General features: G+C 40.2%; 26 protein-coding genes and 3 pseudogenes. 10 read left to right on the top strand and 19 right to left on the bottom strand.

Annotation, left to right across the window (positions count from 1 at the left end; translation table 11 throughout):
• The first annotated feature begins 44 nt into the window (after positions 1 to 44).
• Positions 45 to 311, top strand: a complete 267-nt coding sequence (locus tag ACIFOT_RS00860) for a hypothetical protein (RefSeq protein ID WP_430060729.1) — start codon at positions 45 to 47, stop codon at positions 309 to 311.
• Positions 312 to 642: 331 nt separating this feature from the next.
• On the top strand, positions 643 to 1,242 hold the full coding sequence (locus tag ACIFOT_RS00855) for a nitroreductase family protein (protein ID WP_430060819.1): 600 nt from the start codon (positions 643 to 645) through the stop codon (positions 1,240 to 1,242).
• A 651-nt stretch (positions 1,243 to 1,893) separates the two neighbouring features.
• On the opposite strand, the pseudogene ACIFOT_RS00850 reads toward ACIFOT_RS00855, so the two are convergent.
• Both ACIFOT_RS00850 and ACIFOT_RS00845 read right to left on the bottom strand, forming a co-directional pair.
• A pseudogene (locus ACIFOT_RS00850) lies at positions 1,894 to 2,046 on the bottom strand (IS66 family transposase); the annotation flags it as partial.
• 83 nt (positions 2,047 to 2,129) lie between these two features.
• Positions 2,130 to 2,792 (bottom strand): NAD(P)H-dependent oxidoreductase, encoded by a 663-nt coding sequence (locus tag ACIFOT_RS00845; protein ID WP_430060726.1) that lies wholly within the window; start codon positions 2,790 to 2,792, stop codon positions 2,130 to 2,132.
• 282 nt (positions 2,793 to 3,074) lie between these two features.
• On the opposite strand from ACIFOT_RS00845, the gene ACIFOT_RS00840 reads away from it, so the two are divergent.
• Positions 3,075 to 4,601 carry a redoxin domain-containing protein gene (locus ACIFOT_RS00840; RefSeq protein WP_430060723.1) on the top strand — a complete coding sequence of 509 codons (1,527 nt, stop codon included), beginning with the start codon at positions 3,075 to 3,077 and terminating at the stop codon, positions 4,599 to 4,601.
• A gap of 60 nt (positions 4,602 to 4,661) precedes the next feature.
• A complete protein-coding gene (locus ACIFOT_RS00835) occupies positions 4,662 to 5,363 on the top strand; it encodes a Crp/Fnr family transcriptional regulator (RefSeq protein ID WP_430060720.1) in 702 nt (233 codons plus the stop codon).
• 114 nt (positions 5,364 to 5,477) lie between these two features.
• On the opposite strand, the gene ACIFOT_RS00830 is transcribed toward ACIFOT_RS00835, so the two are convergent.
• From ACIFOT_RS00830 to ACIFOT_RS00820, 3 genes are all read right to left on the bottom strand, one after another.
• Positions 5,478 to 6,116, bottom strand: coding sequence for an FMN-dependent NADH-azoreductase (locus tag ACIFOT_RS00830; RefSeq protein WP_430060717.1), 639 nt, complete (start codon positions 6,114 to 6,116; stop codon positions 5,478 to 5,480).
• 243 nt (positions 6,117 to 6,359) lie between these two features.
• Positions 6,360 to 7,031 (bottom strand): NAD(P)H-dependent oxidoreductase, encoded by a 672-nt coding sequence (locus tag ACIFOT_RS00825; RefSeq protein ID WP_430060715.1) that lies wholly within the window; start codon positions 7,029 to 7,031, stop codon positions 6,360 to 6,362.
• A gap of 83 nt (positions 7,032 to 7,114) precedes the next feature.
• Complete coding sequence (locus ACIFOT_RS00820; protein ID WP_430060712.1) at positions 7,115 to 7,708, bottom strand: peroxiredoxin-like family protein; 594 nt, start codon at positions 7,706 to 7,708, stop codon at positions 7,115 to 7,117.
• 228 nt (positions 7,709 to 7,936) lie between these two features.
• Between ACIFOT_RS00820 and ACIFOT_RS00815 the strand changes: the two genes are divergently transcribed.
• From ACIFOT_RS00815 to ACIFOT_RS00800, 4 genes are all read left to right on the top strand, one after another.
• A complete protein-coding gene (locus ACIFOT_RS00815) occupies positions 7,937 to 8,191 on the top strand; it encodes a hypothetical protein (RefSeq protein WP_430060709.1) in 255 nt (84 codons plus the stop codon).
• Positions 8,188 to 8,427 (top strand): hypothetical protein, encoded by a 240-nt coding sequence (locus tag ACIFOT_RS00810; protein WP_430060706.1) that lies wholly within the window; start codon positions 8,188 to 8,190, stop codon positions 8,425 to 8,427. The genes ACIFOT_RS00815 and ACIFOT_RS00810 overlap by 4 nt, the downstream gene beginning before the upstream one ends.
• Before the next feature lie 35 nt (positions 8,428 to 8,462).
• Positions 8,463 to 8,603, top strand: a complete 141-nt coding sequence (locus tag ACIFOT_RS00805; RefSeq protein ID WP_430060818.1) for a helix-turn-helix domain-containing protein — start codon at positions 8,463 to 8,465, stop codon at positions 8,601 to 8,603.
• 170 nt (positions 8,604 to 8,773) lie between these two features.
• Positions 8,774 to 8,980 (top strand): hypothetical protein, encoded by a 207-nt coding sequence (locus ACIFOT_RS00800; RefSeq protein ID WP_430060703.1) that lies wholly within the window; start codon positions 8,774 to 8,776, stop codon positions 8,978 to 8,980.
• On the opposite strand, the pseudogene ACIFOT_RS00795 reads toward ACIFOT_RS00800, so the two are convergent.
• Positions 8,906 to 9,174 (bottom strand): annotated as a pseudogene (locus tag ACIFOT_RS00795) (NAD-dependent epimerase/dehydratase family protein); the annotation flags it as partial. The gene ACIFOT_RS00800 and the pseudogene ACIFOT_RS00795 overlap by 75 nt on opposite strands.
• Positions 9,175 to 9,231: 57 nt before the next feature.
• A complete protein-coding gene (locus ACIFOT_RS00790; protein ID WP_430060816.1) occupies positions 9,232 to 10,395 on the bottom strand; it encodes a CynX/NimT family MFS transporter in 1,164 nt (387 codons plus the stop codon).
• A gap of 555 nt (positions 10,396 to 10,950) precedes the next feature.
• Between ACIFOT_RS00790 and ACIFOT_RS00785 the strand changes: the two genes are divergently transcribed.
• Positions 10,951 to 11,289, top strand: a complete 339-nt coding sequence (locus tag ACIFOT_RS00785) for an MmcQ/YjbR family DNA-binding protein (RefSeq protein ID WP_430060701.1) — start codon at positions 10,951 to 10,953, stop codon at positions 11,287 to 11,289.
• Positions 11,290 to 11,443: 154 nt separating this feature from the next.
• Here ACIFOT_RS00785 and ACIFOT_RS00780 read toward each other — a convergent pair whose 3' ends face one another.
• The 12 genes and pseudogenes from ACIFOT_RS00780 to ACIFOT_RS00725 form a co-directional block, all read right to left on the bottom strand.
• Positions 11,444 to 12,127: a Crp/Fnr family transcriptional regulator gene (locus ACIFOT_RS00780; protein ID WP_430060698.1), complete on the bottom strand. Its 684-nt coding sequence runs from the start codon at positions 12,125 to 12,127 to the stop codon at positions 11,444 to 11,446.
• A gap of 2 nt (positions 12,128 to 12,129) precedes the next feature.
• A complete protein-coding gene (locus tag ACIFOT_RS00775) occupies positions 12,130 to 12,369 on the bottom strand; it encodes a glutaredoxin domain-containing protein (RefSeq protein ID WP_430060695.1) in 240 nt (79 codons plus the stop codon).
• A gap of 93 nt (positions 12,370 to 12,462) precedes the next feature.
• Positions 12,463 to 12,846 carry a peptide-methionine (S)-S-oxide reductase gene (locus ACIFOT_RS00770; RefSeq protein WP_430060692.1) on the bottom strand — a complete coding sequence of 128 codons (384 nt, stop codon included), beginning with the start codon at positions 12,844 to 12,846 and terminating at the stop codon, positions 12,463 to 12,465.
• Positions 12,847 to 12,912: 66 nt separating this feature from the next.
• Positions 12,913 to 13,269 carry an iron-sulfur cluster biosynthesis family protein gene (locus ACIFOT_RS00765; RefSeq protein WP_430060689.1) on the bottom strand — a complete coding sequence of 119 codons (357 nt, stop codon included), beginning with the start codon at positions 13,267 to 13,269 and terminating at the stop codon, positions 12,913 to 12,915.
• Entirely contained in the window at positions 13,256 to 13,495 is a 240-nt protein-coding gene (locus ACIFOT_RS00760; RefSeq protein ID WP_430060687.1) for a DUF2553 family protein, read from the bottom strand. The genes ACIFOT_RS00765 and ACIFOT_RS00760 overlap by 14 nt, the downstream gene beginning before the upstream one ends.
• Before the next feature lie 457 nt (positions 13,496 to 13,952).
• Positions 13,953 to 14,471, bottom strand: a complete 519-nt coding sequence (locus ACIFOT_RS00755; protein ID WP_430060685.1) for a YkgB family protein — start codon at positions 14,469 to 14,471, stop codon at positions 13,953 to 13,955.
• A 52-nt stretch (positions 14,472 to 14,523) separates the two neighbouring features.
• Positions 14,524 to 14,646 (bottom strand): annotated as a pseudogene (locus ACIFOT_RS00750) (hypothetical protein); the annotation flags it as partial.
• A 135-nt stretch (positions 14,647 to 14,781) separates the two neighbouring features.
• Positions 14,782 to 15,096, bottom strand: a complete 315-nt coding sequence (gene trxA, locus ACIFOT_RS00745) for a thioredoxin (protein ID WP_430060683.1) — start codon at positions 15,094 to 15,096, stop codon at positions 14,782 to 14,784.
• Between the two features lie 172 nt (positions 15,097 to 15,268).
• Positions 15,269 to 15,418 (bottom strand): aspartyl-phosphate phosphatase Spo0E family protein, encoded by a 150-nt coding sequence (locus ACIFOT_RS00740; RefSeq protein WP_430060815.1) that lies wholly within the window; start codon positions 15,416 to 15,418, stop codon positions 15,269 to 15,271.
• 316 nt (positions 15,419 to 15,734) lie between these two features.
• On the bottom strand, positions 15,735 to 16,178 hold the full coding sequence (locus ACIFOT_RS00735) for a carboxymuconolactone decarboxylase family protein (RefSeq protein ID WP_430060680.1): 444 nt from the start codon (positions 16,176 to 16,178) through the stop codon (positions 15,735 to 15,737).
• Between the two features lie 92 nt (positions 16,179 to 16,270).
• Entirely contained in the window at positions 16,271 to 17,224 is a 954-nt protein-coding gene (msrB, locus tag ACIFOT_RS00730; RefSeq protein ID WP_430060678.1) for a peptide-methionine (R)-S-oxide reductase MsrB, read from the bottom strand.
• 111 nt (positions 17,225 to 17,335) lie between these two features.
• Positions 17,336 to 17,776, bottom strand: a complete 441-nt coding sequence (locus tag ACIFOT_RS00725) for an OsmC family protein (protein WP_430060675.1) — start codon at positions 17,774 to 17,776, stop codon at positions 17,336 to 17,338.
• A 215-nt stretch (positions 17,777 to 17,991) separates the two neighbouring features.
• On the opposite strand from ACIFOT_RS00725, the gene ACIFOT_RS00720 reads away from it, so the two are divergent.
• Positions 17,992 to 19,416, top strand: a complete 1,425-nt coding sequence (locus ACIFOT_RS00720) for a PLP-dependent aminotransferase family protein (RefSeq protein WP_430060672.1) — start codon at positions 17,992 to 17,994, stop codon at positions 19,414 to 19,416.
• Positions 19,417 to 19,420: the final 4 nt, after the last annotated feature.

Below are 19,420 nucleotides of genomic sequence, written 5' to 3'. Positions count from 1 at the left end.
CTGTGAGCAATGATCTGTACGTCGTTGTTCAGTCAGGCTATTGAATGGGTACTGGCGGCGGCTACGGGAAAAGCATTGTGGTATCCAGTAACGGGATCAAGTCGCTGCAGACTGTTTCTGCAAACTCATTGACAAAAAGGTATTCCATTACGTACGGGAAATCCGGAATTTTTTTGGGGATATGGGAGCTTAGTGTACGTTTTCGCGTTATGTTGGCGGTACCCCTACTTGAAACGCAAATAAAGAATCATAAGCCTGATGGTGAGAAGGGGTTGTCCCATAAGTTGTTTATTTTATTAGGAACAGCTTAAATGAGCAGTCCATCATCATTAGTCATGAAAAAAAGCGTAAGTTCGAAAAGGGAATTCACCTCAGAACTTGCGCTTTTTGGTTGATGCCCACTTGAGGAAAATCGTACAGCCTTTGACCACGAAAAAACATGTGACGTATTGTCTTAAATCGCTCCTGTTCACTAATTAATAGAACTAATTTTCCCTTACGCACTATGATCGATTCAAGTATGTAATTTACTTTACATAACTTTAATTTTGTAATGGTTATAATAAATTTGTGTTCCGTGGAAATAGGAAATTGGAACATTGAAAATCAAAAAATATGGTAAGGAGAGATATCATGATAGCCTTGGAGAAAGATTTATTCACTGCACTACGCGAACGGCGCTCCATTTATGGAATTAGCAAAGGATCACCAATTTCGGATCAAAGAATCCAAGAAATAATCGAGGAAACCGTTAAACATACACCATCGGCGTTTAACAATCAAACTACCCGGGTTGTTCTGCTCTTGGGTGAACAACATGACAAGTTATGGGATATTACGACCGAAGTTCTCAAAGCAGAAGTTTCTGCCGAACAATTTTCTTCTACTCAAGAAAAAATGAACGGATTTCGGAACGGATACGGTACAGTGCTTTTCTTTGAAGATCAGTCAATTATTGATAGCTTTATGAAACAATATCCAACTTATCAAGAACACTTCCCGATTTGGTCACAGCAAACAAATGGAATGCACCAATTGGTGATCTGGATGGCGCTGGAGGCTGAAGGGCTGGGTGTAAACCTGCAGCATTACAATCCATTGATCGATGAACGGGTAAAAACAGAATGGGAGTTGCCGGAAAGCTGGAAACTGATTGCCCAAATGCCGTTCGGTAAACCGACTGCCTCAGCAGGAGAAAAGAAATTTAATCCGGTACAAGAACGTATAAAAGTTTTTAAATAAACTTAACCTTGGGGCTGTCTCAATGACAGCCTCCTTGTTAAGTAACAAAACAGAAATCGTAACAATTTGCGAACTGGAATCGTAAATAATTGCCAATGCTCTAATATGATAAATTATCCCAATTAAATTTGCAATTTTTAGCAATGTTTCCTTAGCATTCTGAGTATCAATCTTTTTACTGATAAGCAAATTCACGTACTTTGACTGATTTTTATTAAAATGCAATTTAGTCTATTCATAGCACATTTATCATCTCAGCCATAATTTCGATGGCCTTTAAAATACGCATTTGTGCCATCTTTTAATGGGACATACAGCTTAGTAGGTAATATTTCATTTTCTTTCCTCTCAACATAGAAAGTAATTTTCCCTTCATCCTGACTACCAATGTAAGCGTTAAATCCCCTACACAAGGAAGTAAGGCCAGTTTTATGAGAATATGAATATAGCGTGCTCGCGCGAGGAATAGATACGGATAAAGAGGCCGAGTATGCCAAAAAGCCCTCCGTTATGCAAAGTGGGTACCTAGCTCAAGTTATTTCGTGAATAAACGGTAGTTGAGTGGCAATGATGCTGACCAGGAAGCCAGCTTAATCAGGCTTCAGGATCTGTCGTATCTGCAAACTGTGGCGACTGTTCAAACAGATGCTAAAGGTAAGCCAGTGGTTTCAGACCATTTGGATTCGCCGTTTCCACGATGCTGTAAATGCTCGCACTTGCCTTGGCTCCGCGCGGTGTGTTGCTAAACTGAAAGTTTTTTCTTCCAATCACAGACGGCTTAACCGAGCGTTCCCTTCGATTATCCTAACGTTGTGCATAAAAAAACGGCGCAAGGATTCATCCCTCCCTACGCCGCTACATATGCCGCCAGATTATATAGATTATATTTATTTGACCCACTTTACAACATCATCAAACGGTCTGCGTATTTTCGGTCTCGGCTCTTTTTTGCGATAGCCGAAGGCAATCATGACCGAGATGGTAAAGTGTCCGTCCTCAAGCAGCCCCTCTTCATCCAACAGCTGATTCATTTTCTCAATGGGGAAACCTTCGATTGGACATGAGTCAATGCCGATTTGAGCAGCAGCCGTCATCATGTTCGCTAACGGTATGTACGTCTGCTTGATGGCCCAATCGGTAAGAAAGCGTTCATGATCTAGGAGTTTGAAATCATTTCTTTGGAACTCTTCAATCAATTCAAGCCGCCTTGTCAGATGTTCCTCCGGAACGTCTTTGAACTGCTGCTCCTTCAGGTAGGCAGAGTCATATCTCGTATCCAGCGGGGTCCGGGCCAAAATTATGACGAAATGACTGGCTTCCGGCAGTTTGCTGGCCGCCCCATACGAAGCGTTTTTTATTTTGTTTCGAAGATGTTCGTTTTGAACAACAACAAATCTCCAAGGCTCACTGCTAAACGAGCTGGGCGAGAGCCGGCCCGTTTCCAAAATAAATTCAAAGTCGTCTTCAGAGATGGTTTTGCTAGGATCAAATACTTTGGTTGCATGCCGAAAACGATGAACTTCCAAAATTTCTTCCTTTGTCATTATCATGATATATTCTCTCCTTCAATATCGAATGATTGCTCGATTATAATTCTATAAAATTCGGAGTTCTGTAATGTAGTTTACAGTTCTCCATTTTATTTTTGAAATTATGTAAAACGGCAGAACTATGTAATGTAGATTACAGATTCCGATTCGGTTGACATGTTATTCTGTAAACTAAACCGCCAAGTACCATTGAGTTATCAGTCAATTTTATTTTGTCTTGATGGCAGGATAAAATTCGTTCAATTAATTAAATAAGAATAAAAATGTGAAAGGAGAATATAGGTGAAGATACTCGTTTTAGGAGGAACAGCGTTTTTCGGTCGCCGGTTAGTCCATATATTACTCGGAGATGGCCACGATGTGACCATTGCAACAAGAGGTCAGACACCGGATGATTTTGGCGACGCCGTGACCCGAATAAAGGTGGACCGGACGAATCAGGATGCCATGATGAAAGCGTTCAGCAATTGTTATTATGATGTCGTCTACGATCAAATTTGCTTTAATCCTCAGGATGCCAAGATTGCTCTGGACGCGTTTGGAAACCGCGTTAAGCGGTATGTATTAACCTCAAGTATGGCGGTTTATAACAGTAAAGATACCGAAATCACCGAAGACGATTTAATGCCGGAACAATACAGCTATGATTTAGACGCTCAGAAATATGACTATGCCGAAGGAAAACGCCAAGCCGAAGCCTACTTCTTCCGGAATGCAGCATTTCCCGTCGTTGCGGTTCGCGTAGCCATGGTCGTATCGGGAACCGACGATTATACAGGTCGTTTTGATTACTATGTGAGGCATGTTGCTGAACATAAATCTATCGGTGTGTTGGAAGCCGAGCATCCTATTACTTATGTGACAGCGTGGGATGCGGCCGAATTTCTTCATTTTATCGGAGCCAAATCCGATTTTGTCGGACCAATCAATGCGGCGAATAGCGGTTACTTAAGCATCCAAGAACTCTGTTATGCGATAGGGGACTGCTTGAATACGACCCCGCTGTTTCATGTAGGCCGACATGAAGAACAAACTTTATCCCCCTACGCCATGGATCCTTATACTTGGAAGATATTGAATGCCAGAGCAGCATCTTTAGGATTTGAATTTCCGCCAATTAAAAAATCGATTTCGCTTATGGTCCAGGACAGTGTTTTTAAATGGGAAAGAAGCTTAAAAGATGAATTTGATGCACTCCAGGCTCAAAACCGTAATATGTCGCCAGATGCCGCGGCGACATTTGCCAGATTGATAAAGGACCTTCGAGATCAAGGTGCAGGCAAAGGACTGAATATCGGAGATAAGGCTCCCGATTTTACCCTGGAAGATGCTACGGGCAAACCCGTCACATTATCTGAAGAACTAGCCAAGGGCCCCGTCATTATCGTGTTCTATCGGGGTGAATGGTGTCCGTACTGCAATTTGCAATTGAGGGCCTATGAGCGCATCATGAATGAGATTAAAGCTGCCGGTGCTCAATTGATTGCCATTAGCCCGCAAACATCGGATCATTCGCTTTCCATGAAAGAAAAACATGAACTGAGCTTTTTCGTCCTTAGTGATGCGAACAACAAAACGGCGGAAAACTACAATCTTAAATACAAGCTGCCTGACTTTATGCAAGCCATTCAGAAAAGATCAGGTATTGAGCTACATCAATATAACGGTGACCATACATTTGAGCTTCCTGTCACAGCCACATATATTATCGATAAAAAAGGAACCGTCATAGCCGGTGCTTCAGAATTAAGCCATAGAACGCGGATGGAACCGTCCGAAGCCTTAAAAAAAGTCCGGTCGTTGCAATAATGTTATTGAGAAGGACGCCAATGACTTTACCAACATGATTTTGGAGGACCGATATATCCGATGGACAAGCTTTGGTATTTATCGCAAATAAGTATTTTTGAAGCAATGTCGCGAGAAGAAATTAGAGAGATCGATCAGCTAGATACCATCCATCATTTTGATCGGATCACAAAAAACACATTGGTCCAAACCCCTGAGTCCGCGCGCCAGGGACTCTATTTCGTCAAGGAGGGCAAGCTTAGACTCTATAAACTGAACGACACAGGAAAACAGTTCACGCTTGGCATTCTCACAAGAGGAAATATATTCGGAGAGTTAAATTCATTCTCGTTCGGAACCAAGAGGGTTTTTATTGAAACGATGGAATCCACGCTTCTTTGCACCATGTCCGAGCCTAAGTTCGAACGGCTGATGATCAATCGCCCTCAGCTCGCGCTCAAATTTCTTAAAGCACTCAGTGACCGGTTAAAGGAGCGGGAGGATCAATTGGAACAGCTTGCGCTTCATGGTCTTAGAAAACGCTTGCTCCATCTCCTTTCCACACTGGGCGCCAAATTTGGCGTCATTCAAGACGGATATGCGTTGATCGATTTGCCGCTTTCCCATCAAGAGATTGCCAATATGATCGGTGCTAGCCGCGAAGCGGTCAGTAGCGTGATGAGCGAGCTTGCCAAGGAGGGCGTCGTTAAGACATCACGCTTGTCTGTTCAACTTGCTATTACAATACTTGAAGAAAATATTCCTCTAAACTCTACACATTGATAAGCAAAGACCACCGGATTTTCCGGTGGTCTTTGCTTTTACTTTAAGGACATATGTCGTAAATGGCCATTTAGTTCCCATGTCTGTAACCGGAAATGAAAATCGACATCGTGATTAAAAAGTCATCGCATGCTTTTCTGCATCCGATATACCCTTGCGAATAATTTCATCTGCTCGCTCTCGGTCAAAATCATGTCCTTCCACATATAATACATCTACATTATGTATACCTATGTTGTTAAGCACTTGTTTTAAATACGGGTGACTATGATCCATTTTCGTTGAAGGTCCTTGTGAGTAAATACCGCCGCTAACTTGAATATGAATGGCTTTTTTACCTATTAAATGTCCGACAGGACCATTTTCGGTGTAATGAAATGTTTTTCCGACCACCACAATGGAATCGATAAATTCTTTTAATCGTGGTGGAATACTCCAGTTCCACATAGGAGATACAAATACGTATTTATCAGCGCTCGCTACTCGATCTATAAATTGATTTAAAGCATTGATTTTTTGTTGTTCGACTTGACTCAACTCTGAAAATGGCATTCCCCCTCGACGCATTTTCTCCCAACTGTTAAGGATATCGCGATCCACGATTGGAAATTGCTCTTCATATAAATTTATTTCCTGAATCTCATAATTTGCATGAGTTTCGAAATAAGCTTTAAGAAAAGCTTGTCCTACTCGATGACTAACTGAGCTTTCAATTGATTTTGGATTAGCGGTAATATATAGAACTTGTGCCATGTTAAATCAAACGCTCCCTTTTTCTTTAATTGATAAAACCCCAAATAAATTACATTTTTTTCTTTTATCGTTGTTATAATTTGCAGCCAATCTTAAAGCAGCTTCTTTTTCACAGTCCCCCAAAGAATCCTACCCGGTAGCACCATAAAAAAGGAGTTGCCGCACCCGCAGCAACCCCATTCTTAAACTCGAATACCTGTTAGCGAAACATGTCCCCTGATGCTGAGAAATATCTTCTTAAGTTTATCGCCACTCAACAATCTCATGAAGATGTTGTCTTGTTTGTGGACGTTTGGGATCCTCTTGACGATATCCGAAAGCGACCATACAGGCTACACCGAAATCGTCGCCGTTAATGATACCCTCATTTTGTAAAATAGCGGTCACCTGGTTTTTATTAAAACCTTCGATCGGACAGGAATCAATACCGATTTGAGCTGCGGCTGTCATCATGTTTCCCAATGCTATATAGGTTTGTCTGATTGACCATTCAAAAATGAGACGGTCATTATCTTCGAGTTCTGTTTCGACGAAGGATTTGTAGAAATCGGACCAATCTTGTACAACTTCTTCAGGCATATGATGAATGTCTTTAAACATTTTGTTCACGTGAACCGAGCCAAGCCGTAAGTCTTTTTCTCTTCTGGCCAATATAACTACAAAATGGCTTGCAGTGGACAGTTGTCCCTGGGCACCGCCAGATACAGGTTTTAATTTTTCGCGAAGTGCTGCATTCTGGATTACAACAAACTTCCACGGCTCGAAGCCAAATGAACTTGGAGACAATCTTCCTGTCTCCAAAATAAAGAGAAAATCTTCATCCGAAATCTTTTTGTTGGTATCAAATGCCTTATAAGCACGTCTGAACTGGTAAGCTTTTAAAATTTCTTGTTTTTTACTCTCCGTTGCTATCATGTGGAATCAACCTTCCTTCTATTTTACTTTCTTTGATAACCGATCTTGTAATCACAACCACTTTGTAGATTGATGTCAATCCGTTACAGCTTTCTTAGCTCTCGCAAAATTTCCTCCGGGCTTTGACGCTGCATGAAATTCGGATTGACATAAGCGGAGCGGATAATGGCGCTCTCATCGATCATGAAAGTAGCAGGAACCGGCAAGATCCATTTGGAGGTATTGTTGTACTCCGCAAGATCAAGTCCGATACCTTCCGTGATTTCCCTTACTCCCGGCGGAACATCGAAGAGCAGATTGTACTTGGCTGTTACCAAGCCGTTCGGATCGCTAAGGACTTGAAATTCCAATCCTTCCTTTTCTTGAAGGGATAACGAATGATCCGGCTTTTGTGGGCTAATCGCGATAAGCTGCGCTCCCATCGCTTGGATTTCTGGCAATATCTGCTGGTAAGCCTTTAATTGCATATTGCAAAAAGGACACCATCCGCCGCGATAGAAGACTAGCACAACCGGTCCTTTCGCGAGCTCTTCAAATAAAACTACATCCCGGCCTAGTGCGTTTGTTAATTTAAAGTCTACCGCCTTTTCGCCTGGTTGCTTCCGGGAAGCGATCCCCGATTTCTGAAGTTCCTCAATCCATTTGACCGATCTGGATCTGCGCTTCAATCGGTGCATTGGCCTTAAACTGCTGTGTGGCCCCTTCCAGTTGTTCGGTTAAATTTTGGTTGTTCATCGTTATGAAACCTCCAATATCAAGTGATAGCTTGATTATAATTCTAATAGAATCGGAGTTCTGTAATGCAGCTTACAGTTATCTTTTATTTTTGAAATTGTGTAAAACGCAGATCAATGAGATGACAGATTCCGATAAACTACAATCTTAAATACAAGCTGCCTGACTTTATGCAAGCCATTCCGAAAAGATCAGGTATTGAGCTACATCAATATAACAGTGACCATACATTTGGGCTTCCTCTCACAGCCACATATATTATCGATAAAAAAGGAACCGTCATAGCCGGTGCTTCAGATTTAAGCCATAGAGCGCGGATGGAACCGTCCGAAGCCTTAAAAAAGTCCGTTCTTTGCAATAATGTTATTGCAAAGAACGCCAATGACTTTACCAACATTATTTTGGAGGACCGATATATCCGATGAACAAGCTTTGGTATTTATCGCAAATAAGTATTTTTGAAGAAATGCCGCTAGAAGAAATGAGAGAGATTGATCCGCTAGATACCATCCATCATCTCAATCGGATCACAAAAAACACATTGGTCCAAACCCCGGAGTCCGCGCGCGAGGGACTCTATTTCGTCAAGGAGGGCAAGCGCTCCATCTCCTTTCCACACTGGGCGCCAAATTCGGCGTCAATCAAGACGGATATGCGTTGATCGATCTGCCGCTTTCCCATCAAGAGATTCCCAATATGATCGGTGCTAGCCGTGAATCGGTCAGTAGCGTGATGAGCGAGCTTGCCAAGGAGGGCGTCGTTAAGACATCACGCATGTCTGTTCAACTTGCTGTTACAATACTTGAAGAAAATATTCCTCGAAACTCTATACATTGATATGCAAAGACCACCGGATTTCCGGTGGTCTTTGCTTTTACTCTTTAAGGACATATGTCGTAAATTGCTATTTAGTTCCCATGTCCGAAGCTGGAAATGACCGGGCCTCCCGGCTGACGATGTTCCACGAGGCCCGGTCACTGTCCCTGAGCCCTTACGGACGAACGCGGATGATCGTCTTTCCCTTTGATCCGCTCCGTCGGGTTGAAGGCGGCGACAGCATCGTCGAGGGACGCCACGTTGCCGATGTTTGTCCGCAGCCGACCATCCCGGACCAGCTGGACGATCTCACCAAGTTGCGCGCGAGCGGCGTCTCCCAAATTACACGTTCCCTTTATTCTGATTCTGGTGTTATCCTCAAAGTTCCAATTGCTTAATGAAGTTAACTGATGAATAACCACATCGGGCTGAATGTAGACAAGTGCTGAATATAGCTCTTCTCGATCAAATGAATCAACCACGATCGCCTTTGCACCGAAAGCTCAAATCAACGGTGTGCGTTCCGGGATATGAGACTCCCAATAACTTCGTGCCCTGCTTGCACTAATTTGGGAAGAAGCAATTTGCCGATTACCCCAGTAGAACATGCTACAAAATCTCCATATGCACAACTACCAACTTTTTATTATCAAATGCTATTCATGATTCTCGCTGCGGTTTCAACTCCCGATTTTGCTTTTCGCGGAACTATCAGCCATTGAACCATCGCCAATATCAGCGTGATAAGAATCAATCCCGATATCGCAAAGCCAAATTTATGTGTAGTATCATTAACCCAGCCGACAAAGACCGGTCCCATCGCCCCGATCAAATATCCTACAGATTGTGTCATAGCTGCCCAGGATGCCGCCTCATGTGGATTTTCCGCTTCGTCTATCGGCAGCAAGGTGCCTAGAGTAAATAGCATCCCGCAGCCAAACCCGCATAAAAGAGCCGCCAACCATGGAAGTGTAGCGAAAAAAATTAAGATCAGCCCAATTAGCTGCAGAAATGAGGCTGAAAGAAGCCAGACCAAGCGGGAAGGAAAGCGTTTCAGCAGCATCTGAACCACCAGCCCACTCGGTATTTGAATCAAGGCAAACATCGTCAGTAGAATTCCAGAGTAAAAGTGTGAGAACTCCGCACTTTCCATTATAGGCGGCAACCATCCCATCAAGGAATAAAAAACAAAAGCCATAAGTCCAAAATGGAAGGTTAACAGCCATGCCTTTTTATTGCCCCACGGCAACGCGGACATTTGAGACGGTTCCGTAGCCTCTACGATTGGAGAATAGACCTGCTGTTTAACTACTGCATACCACACCGGAACAGCCGCGACCGCTAACAGCGCCCAAAAAGCAAGCGCAGACTGCCATGAGTGTAATTTCATTTGAATAGGAGCGGACAAGCTTGCACCAAGAGCGGCCCCCAGCGACAAGGCCATAGAGTATAAGGCGATCATCATTGGAATGTTGCGAAAAAAGTGCTTTTTGATAAATCCAGATAATAGTGGCCCCATCACAGCTACGCCAACACCTGTTAAAAAGGCGGTAAGAAGCAACATGGGAGCAGAATGCGCGACCAAACGCAAAAGCGCGCCTCCCGTTATCATAATCAGAGAACAGGCAATCCCCCGTTCAAAGCCAATATGTTTGCCGAGTCGAATGGATAGCGGCGAAAGAAAGCCCATGCAAAGAACCGGGATAGAGGTTAATAAACTGGCTGCAAATGCATTCATGCCCAGATCCCTTCGAATGACCTCTAGTATGGGCGCGATTGAACTAATCGTAGGCCTCAGATTCAGAGATGCCATAAAAAGGGCGGCGATCAGAAGCCAGTTGGCCGCCTTCGACAATATTCCCGGAGGTTGTGAGATTGCTTCACTATTTCGAACATTCCGTTCACGGGTCCGAATAAACAAGGTTCGAAGGTTCATCGGTTTCATCTTCTTTCTGAAACTTTGTATTGGTAATATCCATGTTAGGATGTAAAATTGGATTCCATCAGATCAACTTTTATTTAAAAATTAGCATACCACTGGTTGCTCATCGTTCTGAAACCTCCAATTTCAAGTGATAGCTTGATTATAATTCTAAAAGAATCGGAGTTCTGTAATGCAGCTTACAGTTATCTTTTATTTTTGAAATTGTGTAAACGGCAGAAAAATGTAATGTAGATGACAGATGTCGTTTCGGTTAGCATGTTATACTGAAAACTAAACCGCCAAATACCATTGAGTTATCAGTCAATTTTATTTTGTCTTGGATGGCAGGAGTTCGAGGGCAGCCCATCACAGACCATCCATGCGGAGCAGTCTAGATAGACGTCGTGGACTATACGATGTCATTTACGAAGGAGATGAGCTGGTTTGAAAAATAATTTCATCGAATACTGTCTAAACAAAAAAGGAGCGATTAAGGATTATCCCTTGGGACACGATCCATTAGCAATTAAAATTGCAGGTAAAATATTCGCTCTTTTTTATGAGGAAAAAGGGTACTTGAACCTAAAATGCGACCCGGTGATTTCGGAAAACTTGAGAGAGCAGCATGAGGACGTTCGACCAGGGTATCATATGAACAAACAGCACTGGAATACGATTATTCTCGAGGGTTCTTTGACAGAGTCGGCTATCTTTGAAATGATTGACCACTCTTACGATTTGGTTGTGAAAAACCTTCCTAAGAGCATCCGGGAGTCTATTTAGTTTTACAATTGATAATGGCCAAACAATTTGAAGTTTAAATTTCCCCATAATATTAAACACCCTCCTATGGGTATGCCAAATAAGAGGGTGTTTAGAATGTTTTGTTTTTGTTCCAAATTTTCTTTTATCAACATGATATGAAAGTAGATATCGATTACCCCTCCTCCACCTCATATAGTTCCTTAGCCAAAACTGTATTAATTTTTAATGGCTTTCTTGTAATGACTTGTTCCTTTTCTAATACTCCTAAAAATAAACTAACGGTTTCTCTTGATGACCCGATCATACTTGCGATATCATGCTGGGTGATTTTGACCCCAACTGTTTGCCATTCCCCACTTCTTACACCAAAACGGTTACTCAACTGCATGAAAAGTAAAAGAATTCGATATTTGACATCTTTATAAGCAATGCTTTCTGTTATTTGGTACATCTCTTTTAGCTTCGAAGTCAAGAGGGTTATAAGCTTTAACGAAATATCAGGATTTTGACGAAGAAACTCTTCAAATCGCTCCTTTGTTAGCGTACAAACAAATGAATCAACCATCGTTTCTGCATAAATATCAGACTCTGTTAAGGAAAAACTAGAGGTTTCTCCAAAGACATTACCTTCACTTAAAAGATCAACCGTGAATTCCTTTCCTGTTGAAGATACCTTAAATAAACGAACCTGTCCTTTTTTCAAGAAAAATAACGACCTCATTTGTTGAGTCGGACTTAAGATAATTGTACCTTTTTTAATAGGAGCGGTTAGCGTCACTTCGTCTAGTTTCTTTAATTCTTCTTCCGGGAGCTCATCTAGTAAATTAATTTGTGAAAGAAGCCTGAGTTTATCCATGTCTACACTCCTTTGTTATACCGTTTCATAATCATTTCATAATCAAGCCACTCATTATTTTCCTCTAAAACTGGTAGCCCATTATCCAATGTTAAGGTTCGGTCTGCATTCATCGTATCAAAAATATTGATTACTTTCACTTCTATCTCTAGCTTGGTAAATAGCTTGATAACTTCTTGGCATTTACAACAGCTTGGTAATATATATAAAACCATTTCCCCTTCACTCTTCCTCTTCTTCATAAGTTGTCTTATCCTCTAAAGTTGCAGCAAACAATTTGTCTGTATGGTCAACATTATTTTACACATATATTTTAAATGTAAATGTAAGATACCTTACAATATATTATCTGTATAAAGAGTTAGAAAAGGGGCCGGTTGTGTTAAACTTTTATCGTAGCTCATGGTGCCTAGTTTTTGAAGCATTTCACTCTTCTGCTTTTCGTTTTCAAACAACAATAAAGATCGGTACTTCATAGAACGAGGTGCTCTCATTGTATTATGTTGCTTAAAAAATTGATTTACGATTTGCTCTAAGCTTAAAAGCTCTGCGTTAAACTGGACTTGTAAAACCTCCGTGTAGTCTAACGTGTTTTTCGAGGTCGGTTGACCTTCTTTTCCACCTGCGTACCCGACTCTCGTTCTAAGAATCCCTGGATGGTACCCAAATCGTGCCTCAGGCCCCCAAAAGCAACCCATTCCAAATGTTACGGTATCCAATCTCATCACCTCAAAAAAATACAAATCAGGGCAAATCGATTACAAGATGCCTGATTTGTATCATTTTTAATTTTTATATTCTAGCTTCATATACGCTGTATAAATTTGACTGTTGCTTTTTAGAATAAACGTGGATGTATTTGGATTATAGTCCACTTTTAAATCTTCATTAAATAAATGGTCTGACTTATGTCCCAGTAGGACTGGTTTAAAGTTGGTTGAAAGGAATTGTTCGTTTAGTTCTGCACTCAGTTCCTTTATCCCAACAAACGTTACCCAATCTGCTCCAATGGAGCATCCACCCAGGCTAGGATTTAACTGATACGCCTGTGCGGGCTCCTGACTAAGTCTTTCCATTGCTCTTTCTGTAAATAGAACGTTCATGATGTTGTCATCCTCTCTTCCAAATTTAGCACCAGCCAAGGTCACAGCCCTCCACATAGGCTTTAGGATGATCATTTTGTAAATGCTCTATCAATCTAAATATCTTTCCGTCTTTTTCTGTAAAGCCTTGAATCAGTTCTACCTTACCCTGTTTTTCTGGAGTAATTGAAACTCTTCCTATCAGTTCTTCTTTCATGAATAATTCTATCTTTCCTTCTTTTAAAACTGTTCTAATTTGCTCCGTCACGTTAATCTGATTCTTCATTTTATTTCCTCCCACTCTTTTATTTTACTTATTACTCCTTACAGGTAAGAGTATAGTGGAAAATTTAAAAGAAAAATGTCAGTTGCATTACAGATTAGCTAATACCATTGCTTGAACATCATACAAATTATAGGAAAAGTGACCTACCGAAACGGGGTAGTACCAGCGTCGCTGACACCTTTGAAACAACTGTATTCAAGGACCACTCTTCTTTCTTTAAATAAGAAAACAAGGGTGAAGTCTTCACCCTTGCGAATTCATTATGAACATAGACCAAAACCCAGCAACTTCTAACACATCAATATCGATACCATTCGCGTTCACTAATTTCCCATTGATTGCAACTGCTGGAACGGATTTAACTCCATAGGCTTTCGCTTCTAAATTGGGTAAAAAACATGCAGATCTTTAATAAATCGATACAAATCAAGACATTCGGAACCATCAAATGATCTGATTATTTTCCCACATCCGGATAGCACCTCTCCCTGGTTTTATGAAACGTTCCATGGCTAGCAGCCTTCAGTGACTCGCCCAAGGCAAACACAGAAGCGCCCAGCAAGACGAGATCCTTCAACAGAAATTGACCTGGCAACGAAGAAAGGGCGGGGAAACCGAGGCTCGGCTCAAAGACACCCGGCGTGGAGACCATGAAACTCAATGTCGTCAGAAATAGAATGCAGGAAAGAAACGCTCCAACAGCTGACAGCTTTGCAGACACAAAGCGACTGAGAATGAGTAGGCCGACTAATAATTCTAATATGCCCAATAGTGAAGAAAACGTACGAATTGAAAAATAGTTGTAAAGCCACCCAAGTACTGGGCTGTTGTTTACAAGGGGGGCAATCCCCTTCGCTTCGTAGGTCGTGAATTTCATCGCGCCAATCCAAATATAAACGATGGCCAGTGCGATAAACAAACCCTTTTTTCCGATGATCTCAATTTTTTGACCGAAAGCTTCAAATAACTTGAACATAACGTTTCCTCCTCCGCCATTAGCGATTGTAAGTTTGTTATTTACCGAAAGACTAAAAAAATGTTCCTCCATTTTTTCCTGATGCAAGTTCGAGCATTTCTTCTGAATGAAATTCTTTTTCCCCGATTGATGCAGCAAGTAGATCTTTAATTTCTTCCAAAGTAAACCCTAGATCCTTAGCTTGTTTAAAAACTCAATGTCTTGAATTACTTTATGGGGATACATTATGATACCAGCATCACTTGCGGGTGGTCTCAGCAACGCTGGTACTACCCCAAAACGATGGTTACTTCTCAATGCTTTTTTAGGATTAGATATGCTTATTTAATGCTTCCTCAAGTGCTTCCTTAGATCTTAAACCAACCAAAGTATTTACAACCTTGCCATTTTTCATGACTAGTAAAGTCGGAATGCTCATGATACCAAATTTATTGGCTGTTTCTTGATTTTGATCGACATCAATCTTTACAATCTTAACTTGGTTCCCCATGTCTTGATCAAGCTCTTCAAGAACGGGTGCAATCATTTTACAAGGTCCACACCAAGTGGCGAAAAAATCAGCTAACACTATTCCATTGTTAGTTTCTGCCGTAAATGTTTGATCGGTGACGTTTAATACTGCCATCTCTTATCCATCTCCTTAAAATCTGTAATAGTTTTTTCCTTTATTTACACTTACGAGTATAGTTTTTTTCTGTATTTAAAAATGTTAGTTGGCTAACATTTACAACTAATTTTAAATAAAAGCAAGGGACCGAGCATTGTGCTCGCCCCCCTTTTCTTAACTTCATGAATCATCATTTTCTTTTTGAAGACTCCTCATGTATCTTTAAATATTGATTGATTAATTGGTCAAGTTCTTGACTTAATTGTAGGATAGTAGTTTTTTGAAGTTTTTTATCAATGTTGAATAATTTTGTCAATTCTTCCCGTTTTACCTCAATCATATACCTCAAAAAGTAAATAGGTGCTATCGAATCACTGTACTTCTTCTCCATAACCGTTTACCTCACTGTTTTACCATTCTTACATCGAATAAGCGCATTCATATCATAATGGTCACATTATTTTATTTGACTGTAGCTGATTTTGGAAATGAATAATGTTAGCTATTTCACATTTATGAGGTTAACCGTTTAGAAGATTATTCTGCTTTCGTAATTTTTCAGTTATTTGAAATTGAAGAAAAATAAAAGTCCGTATCAAACCAAAAAAGGACCGTAGGCATACACACACCCGACGGCCCTTTTATGCTGAGAGTTATTATTTTTCAATTGCTGTTTGCCCCATTGCAATAGCCATTCTATTCCAAGTGTTAATTTGATTAATTATTAGAACAAGGTCAACATACTGTTTTTCGTCATAGTGGTTACGCACTCGTTGATAAAGCTGATCTGGCACACGTTTTGTCGGGATTAACGTTACGTGCTCTGTCAACTCTAAAGCTACTTTTTCTGCTTCTGTGTAAAATTCACACTCTTCCCAAGCACTAATACAATATATTCTTTCTTCCGTTTCACCCATTTTTAGGGCATCTGTTGTGTGCATATACATACAAAGTGGACAGCCGTTAATTTGAGAAGCACGAAGTCTAATAAGTTCACGAAGTTTACGGTCTATACCTGTAGTTGCCGTATACTTATCCAATTTCCCAATGATGTCAAATGCGTCTGGTGCTACATTGTAATAATCAATTCTTTGTGTCAATTTTATTTCCTCCTAAAAAAGTTTATTCAATTCAATTTCCTTTATGCTAAATATAAAAAACGCTAGAGAAGTATCCAGGAACGTTTTTATATCTATTTAAATAAACGAAGATATTCCCCATAGCCTTCTTCTTTTAGCTTGTCTACTGGGATAAATTTAAGTGCAGCAGAGTTAATACAATATCGAAGCCCACCTTTATCACGTGGACCATCATCAAATACGTGTCCTAAATGAGAATCTGCCGACGTGCTTCTTACTTCTATCCGTCTCATTCCATGGGACGTATCTACTTTTTCAAGTACCTCTTGATGTCTGATTGGCTTTGTGAAGCTGGGCCACCCACAGCCAGAATCAAATTTATCAAGAGAGCTAAATAATGGTTTGCCAGAGACAATCTCGACATAAATCCCTTCATCTTTATGATCCCAGAATTCGTTTTGGAAGGGTGGTTCCGTTCCGTTTTCTTGTGTGACACGATACTGAATAGGTGTAAGCTTCTTGATGTTTTCAGCCTGATGCTTTTTCCAGTTTTCTCGAATAAATCCTGCTCGTCCTGACACTTCCTTATAAAGGTTATAATGAGAGGAATTCTTTTTATAATAGTGCTGATGATTTTCTTCTGCCGGATAAAACACAGACGCCTCTTTAATTTCTGTCACAATTGGCTTTGAAAACCTTTTACTTTCTTGTAATTTCTGCTTAGATTCTTCGGCTAATCGCTTTTGCTCCTCTGTATGATAAAAAATAGCCGTTTTGTAGGACTCTCCTCGATCACCAAACTGACCATGAGCATCGGTAGGATCAATTTGCTGCCAGAAAAGCTCTAACAGCTTCTCATACGGAAAAATGGTAGGGTCGAACGTAATTTGAACTGCCTCATAATGACCCGTTGTATTAGAGCACACTTCATGATAAGTTGGGCTCTCTTTATGCCCACCTGTATAGCCTGACACTACTTTTATAATACCTGGTAATTCATCAAAGGGTTGAACCATACACCAAAAACATCCACCAGCAAACGTAGCTAATTCATGTTGTGTTGACATAAACAGACCTCCAGTATAGTCAATATATCCCTAGTTTACCCAGACCTTATTTATTCTTCATTTTTTTAAATAACTCTCAGTTCATAAAGGGTTCCTTGCCAAACAGTAAGATTATTTTCTTCTCCAAGTAGATTGAATCTTAATAAAGTTTGTATCCTTTAAAATGTTGAATACCGGGCATCTTGAATCTGTTTTTTCTTTAAGCTCTTGAATTCTTTCGTCAGACTCTTCAGTATCAACAAGTGCTTCAATCGTAAGGGTTTGGAAGTATTGCTTTACGGATGCATCTCCCCTTAAGCCTTTTGGATCTAAAGCTCCTTCAATTTTGAAGTCGATTCCATTTAAATTAAACTTCATTTCCTTTGCCACCATGTTGGCAATGGCATTTTCACAGCCTGAAAGAGAGCCTAGTAGTGTATTTAATGGATTTGCCCCCTTATCATTTCCACCTAAGTTTTTTGGCTCGTCTACAAAAAATGTATGAGCTCCTGCCTTCACTTCAGTTGTTACCTTTTGAGATGTAGATTCGATATTGAAATTCACTAATGCCATGATTAATTCCTCCTCTAAAGTGTTTTTTTTAACTTACACTTAGGAGTATACTTGGAATCAACTTAAAAAAATGTTAGGTGCCTTACATATAAAATAGATTCACAATCTTGAATCAGTTAGTATTTAGTTAAAATATCTAAAAACTTTATTTAATAAATTAAACGCTTAGAAATTGAAACAGTTTTAAAAAAATTATTATCTGGAAGTGATAGTAGATGTTTGAAATTTTAATAAAAGATGAACAAAATACACCCATTTATCTTACCGTCTATCGGCACATTCGAGACGCCATTCGAAATGGAGAAATAACGAATGGTATGCGCCTGCCTTCTATAAGATCAATACAAATGCAACTGAATATCAGTAAAACACCGATAGAAACAGCGTTTCAAATGTTAATCGCTGAAGGATACGTAATTAGCAAGCCACGATCGGGTTTTTACGCAATAAATCCACAAGCTGTTTTGCCTGCCAAACAATATGAACTCTATGCTGATCAAGAAATTAAAGGCATTAACTGTTCACCTATTGAATCTAAACCGACAATTGATTTTAATCCTTCTGCTGTTGACCCACATTCTTTCCCTATTCGAGCCTGGAATAAGATGTTGAAAGAAGCTCTTGAAAATTTTTCAATGGATATTGGAAAATATGGTGATCTCCAGGGAGAATCTAAACTTCGTGCAGCACTAGCAGATTACTTATTTAATGCGAGGGGCGTTCGCTGCACTCCTGAACAAATCATAATTGGCAGTGGAATAGCAGATAGTATCCGAATACTTTGCCATCTGTTTAACGATAATTCCCTAATAGCATTTGAAGAACCAGGATATAACTTGGTACGTCAACAATTTATAATGAATGGTTTTGAAGTATTACCTATCCAAGTAGGGGAAAAAGGGATTTCAGTTAACGATATAGAAGGTAGTTCCGCAAAACTTGTTTATATCACTCCTTCACACCAGTTTCCCACAGGAGGTATTATGCCTTTTTCCGAAAGGGAACATTTATTAAAGTGGGCAATTAATAAAGATGCATATATTATCGAAGACGATTATGACGGAGAATTCAGGTATATAGGAAAGTCTATCCCTTCTCTACAAAGTATAGATGAATATGACAGAGTGATTTATATTGGTACTTTCTCCAAGGTATTTACGCCAGCTTTACGAATGAACTACATGGTATTGCCACAAAAGTTATTGACAAAATTGAAGGAAAGTTCTTATGAATTCACATCTGCCCCTTCTCGAATCACCCAATGGGCAATGATTTCTTTTATAGAACAAGGACATTGGTATCGGCATATCCGAAGAGTACGAAAGTTATATCGTAAAAAACATCATAAATTAATTGAGCTTATACAGGAAAATTTTCATAACCATATAAAAATTACTGGCCAAAATGCCGGCCTTCATATACAAATCACGGTTAATACGAATCAATCCACAGAGACCCTGATTAAATCAGCTGCTGAAGAGGGAATAATTGTCTATGACTTTAAAAAAATGTGGATGACCATAAGGACTGATCCTTTCCCAAGATTGTATTTAGGGTTCGCTGGAGTGAGTGAGAAAGACATGGAAAAAGGAATAGAGTTATTAAAGAAGGCTTGGTTACCCTTTCTTCTTAAACAGTAACCCT

The organism is Neobacillus sp. NRS-1170 (assembly GCF_050468025.1).
This window is presented reverse-complemented; position numbering and strand designations above follow the sequence as displayed.

What these genes read in the sequence shown, in the direction of transcription:
- ACIFOT_RS00790 (WP_430060816.1), bottom strand. Translation starts at nt 10,395, where the DNA reads ATGGCATCTCTGAATCTGAGGCCTACGATTAGTTCAATCGCGCCCATA.
- ACIFOT_RS00800 (WP_430060703.1), top strand. Translation starts at nt 8,774, where the DNA reads ATGATCGTCTTTCCCTTTGATCCGCTCCGTCGGGTTGAAGGCGGCGAC.
- ACIFOT_RS00775 (WP_430060695.1), bottom strand. Translation starts at nt 12,369, where the DNA reads ATGAAGAAGAGGAAGAGTGAAGGGGAAATGGTTTTATATATATTACCA.
- ACIFOT_RS00835 (WP_430060720.1), top strand. Translation starts at nt 4,662, where the DNA reads ATGGACAAGCTTTGGTATTTATCGCAAATAAGTATTTTTGAAGCAATG.
- ACIFOT_RS00760 (WP_430060687.1), bottom strand. Translation starts at nt 13,495, where the DNA reads ATGAAGAATCAGATTAACGTGACGGAGCAAATTAGAACAGTTTTAAAA.
- ACIFOT_RS00820 (WP_430060712.1), bottom strand. Translation starts at nt 7,708, where the DNA reads ATGCACCGATTGAAGCGCAGATCCAGATCGGTCAAATGGATTGAGGAA.
- ACIFOT_RS00755 (WP_430060685.1), bottom strand. Translation starts at nt 14,471, where the DNA reads ATGTTCAAGTTATTTGAAGCTTTCGGTCAAAAAATTGAGATCATCGGA.
- ACIFOT_RS00805 (WP_430060818.1), top strand. Translation starts at nt 8,463, where the DNA reads ATGATCGGTGCTAGCCGTGAATCGGTCAGTAGCGTGATGAGCGAGCTT.
- trxA (WP_430060683.1), bottom strand. Translation starts at nt 15,096, where the DNA reads ATGGCAGTATTAAACGTCACCGATCAAACATTTACGGCAGAAACTAAC.
- ACIFOT_RS00780 (WP_430060698.1), bottom strand. Translation starts at nt 12,127, where the DNA reads ATGGATAAACTCAGGCTTCTTTCACAAATTAATTTACTAGATGAGCTC.
- msrB (WP_430060678.1), bottom strand. Translation starts at nt 17,224, where the DNA reads ATGTCAACACAACATGAATTAGCTACGTTTGCTGGTGGATGTTTTTGG.
- ACIFOT_RS00815 (WP_430060709.1), top strand. Translation starts at nt 7,937, where the DNA reads ATGCAAGCCATTCCGAAAAGATCAGGTATTGAGCTACATCAATATAAC.
- ACIFOT_RS00830 (WP_430060717.1), bottom strand. Translation starts at nt 6,116, where the DNA reads ATGGCACAAGTTCTATATATTACCGCTAATCCAAAATCAATTGAAAGC.
- ACIFOT_RS00725 (WP_430060675.1), bottom strand. Translation starts at nt 17,776, where the DNA reads ATGGCATTAGTGAATTTCAATATCGAATCTACATCTCAAAAGGTAACA.
- ACIFOT_RS00825 (WP_430060715.1), bottom strand. Translation starts at nt 7,031, where the DNA reads ATGATAGCAACGGAGAGTAAAAAACAAGAAATTTTAAAAGCTTACCAG.
- ACIFOT_RS00740 (WP_430060815.1), bottom strand. Translation starts at nt 15,418, where the DNA reads ATGATTGAGGTAAAACGGGAAGAATTGACAAAATTATTCAACATTGAT.
- ACIFOT_RS00810 (WP_430060706.1), top strand. Translation starts at nt 8,188, where the DNA reads ATGAACAAGCTTTGGTATTTATCGCAAATAAGTATTTTTGAAGAAATG.
- ACIFOT_RS00860 (WP_430060729.1), top strand. Translation starts at nt 45, where the DNA reads ATGGGTACTGGCGGCGGCTACGGGAAAAGCATTGTGGTATCCAGTAAC.
- ACIFOT_RS00845 (WP_430060726.1), bottom strand. Translation starts at nt 2,792, where the DNA reads ATGATAATGACAAAGGAAGAAATTTTGGAAGTTCATCGTTTTCGGCAT.
- ACIFOT_RS00720 (WP_430060672.1), top strand. Translation starts at nt 17,992, where the DNA reads ATGTTTGAAATTTTAATAAAAGATGAACAAAATACACCCATTTATCTT.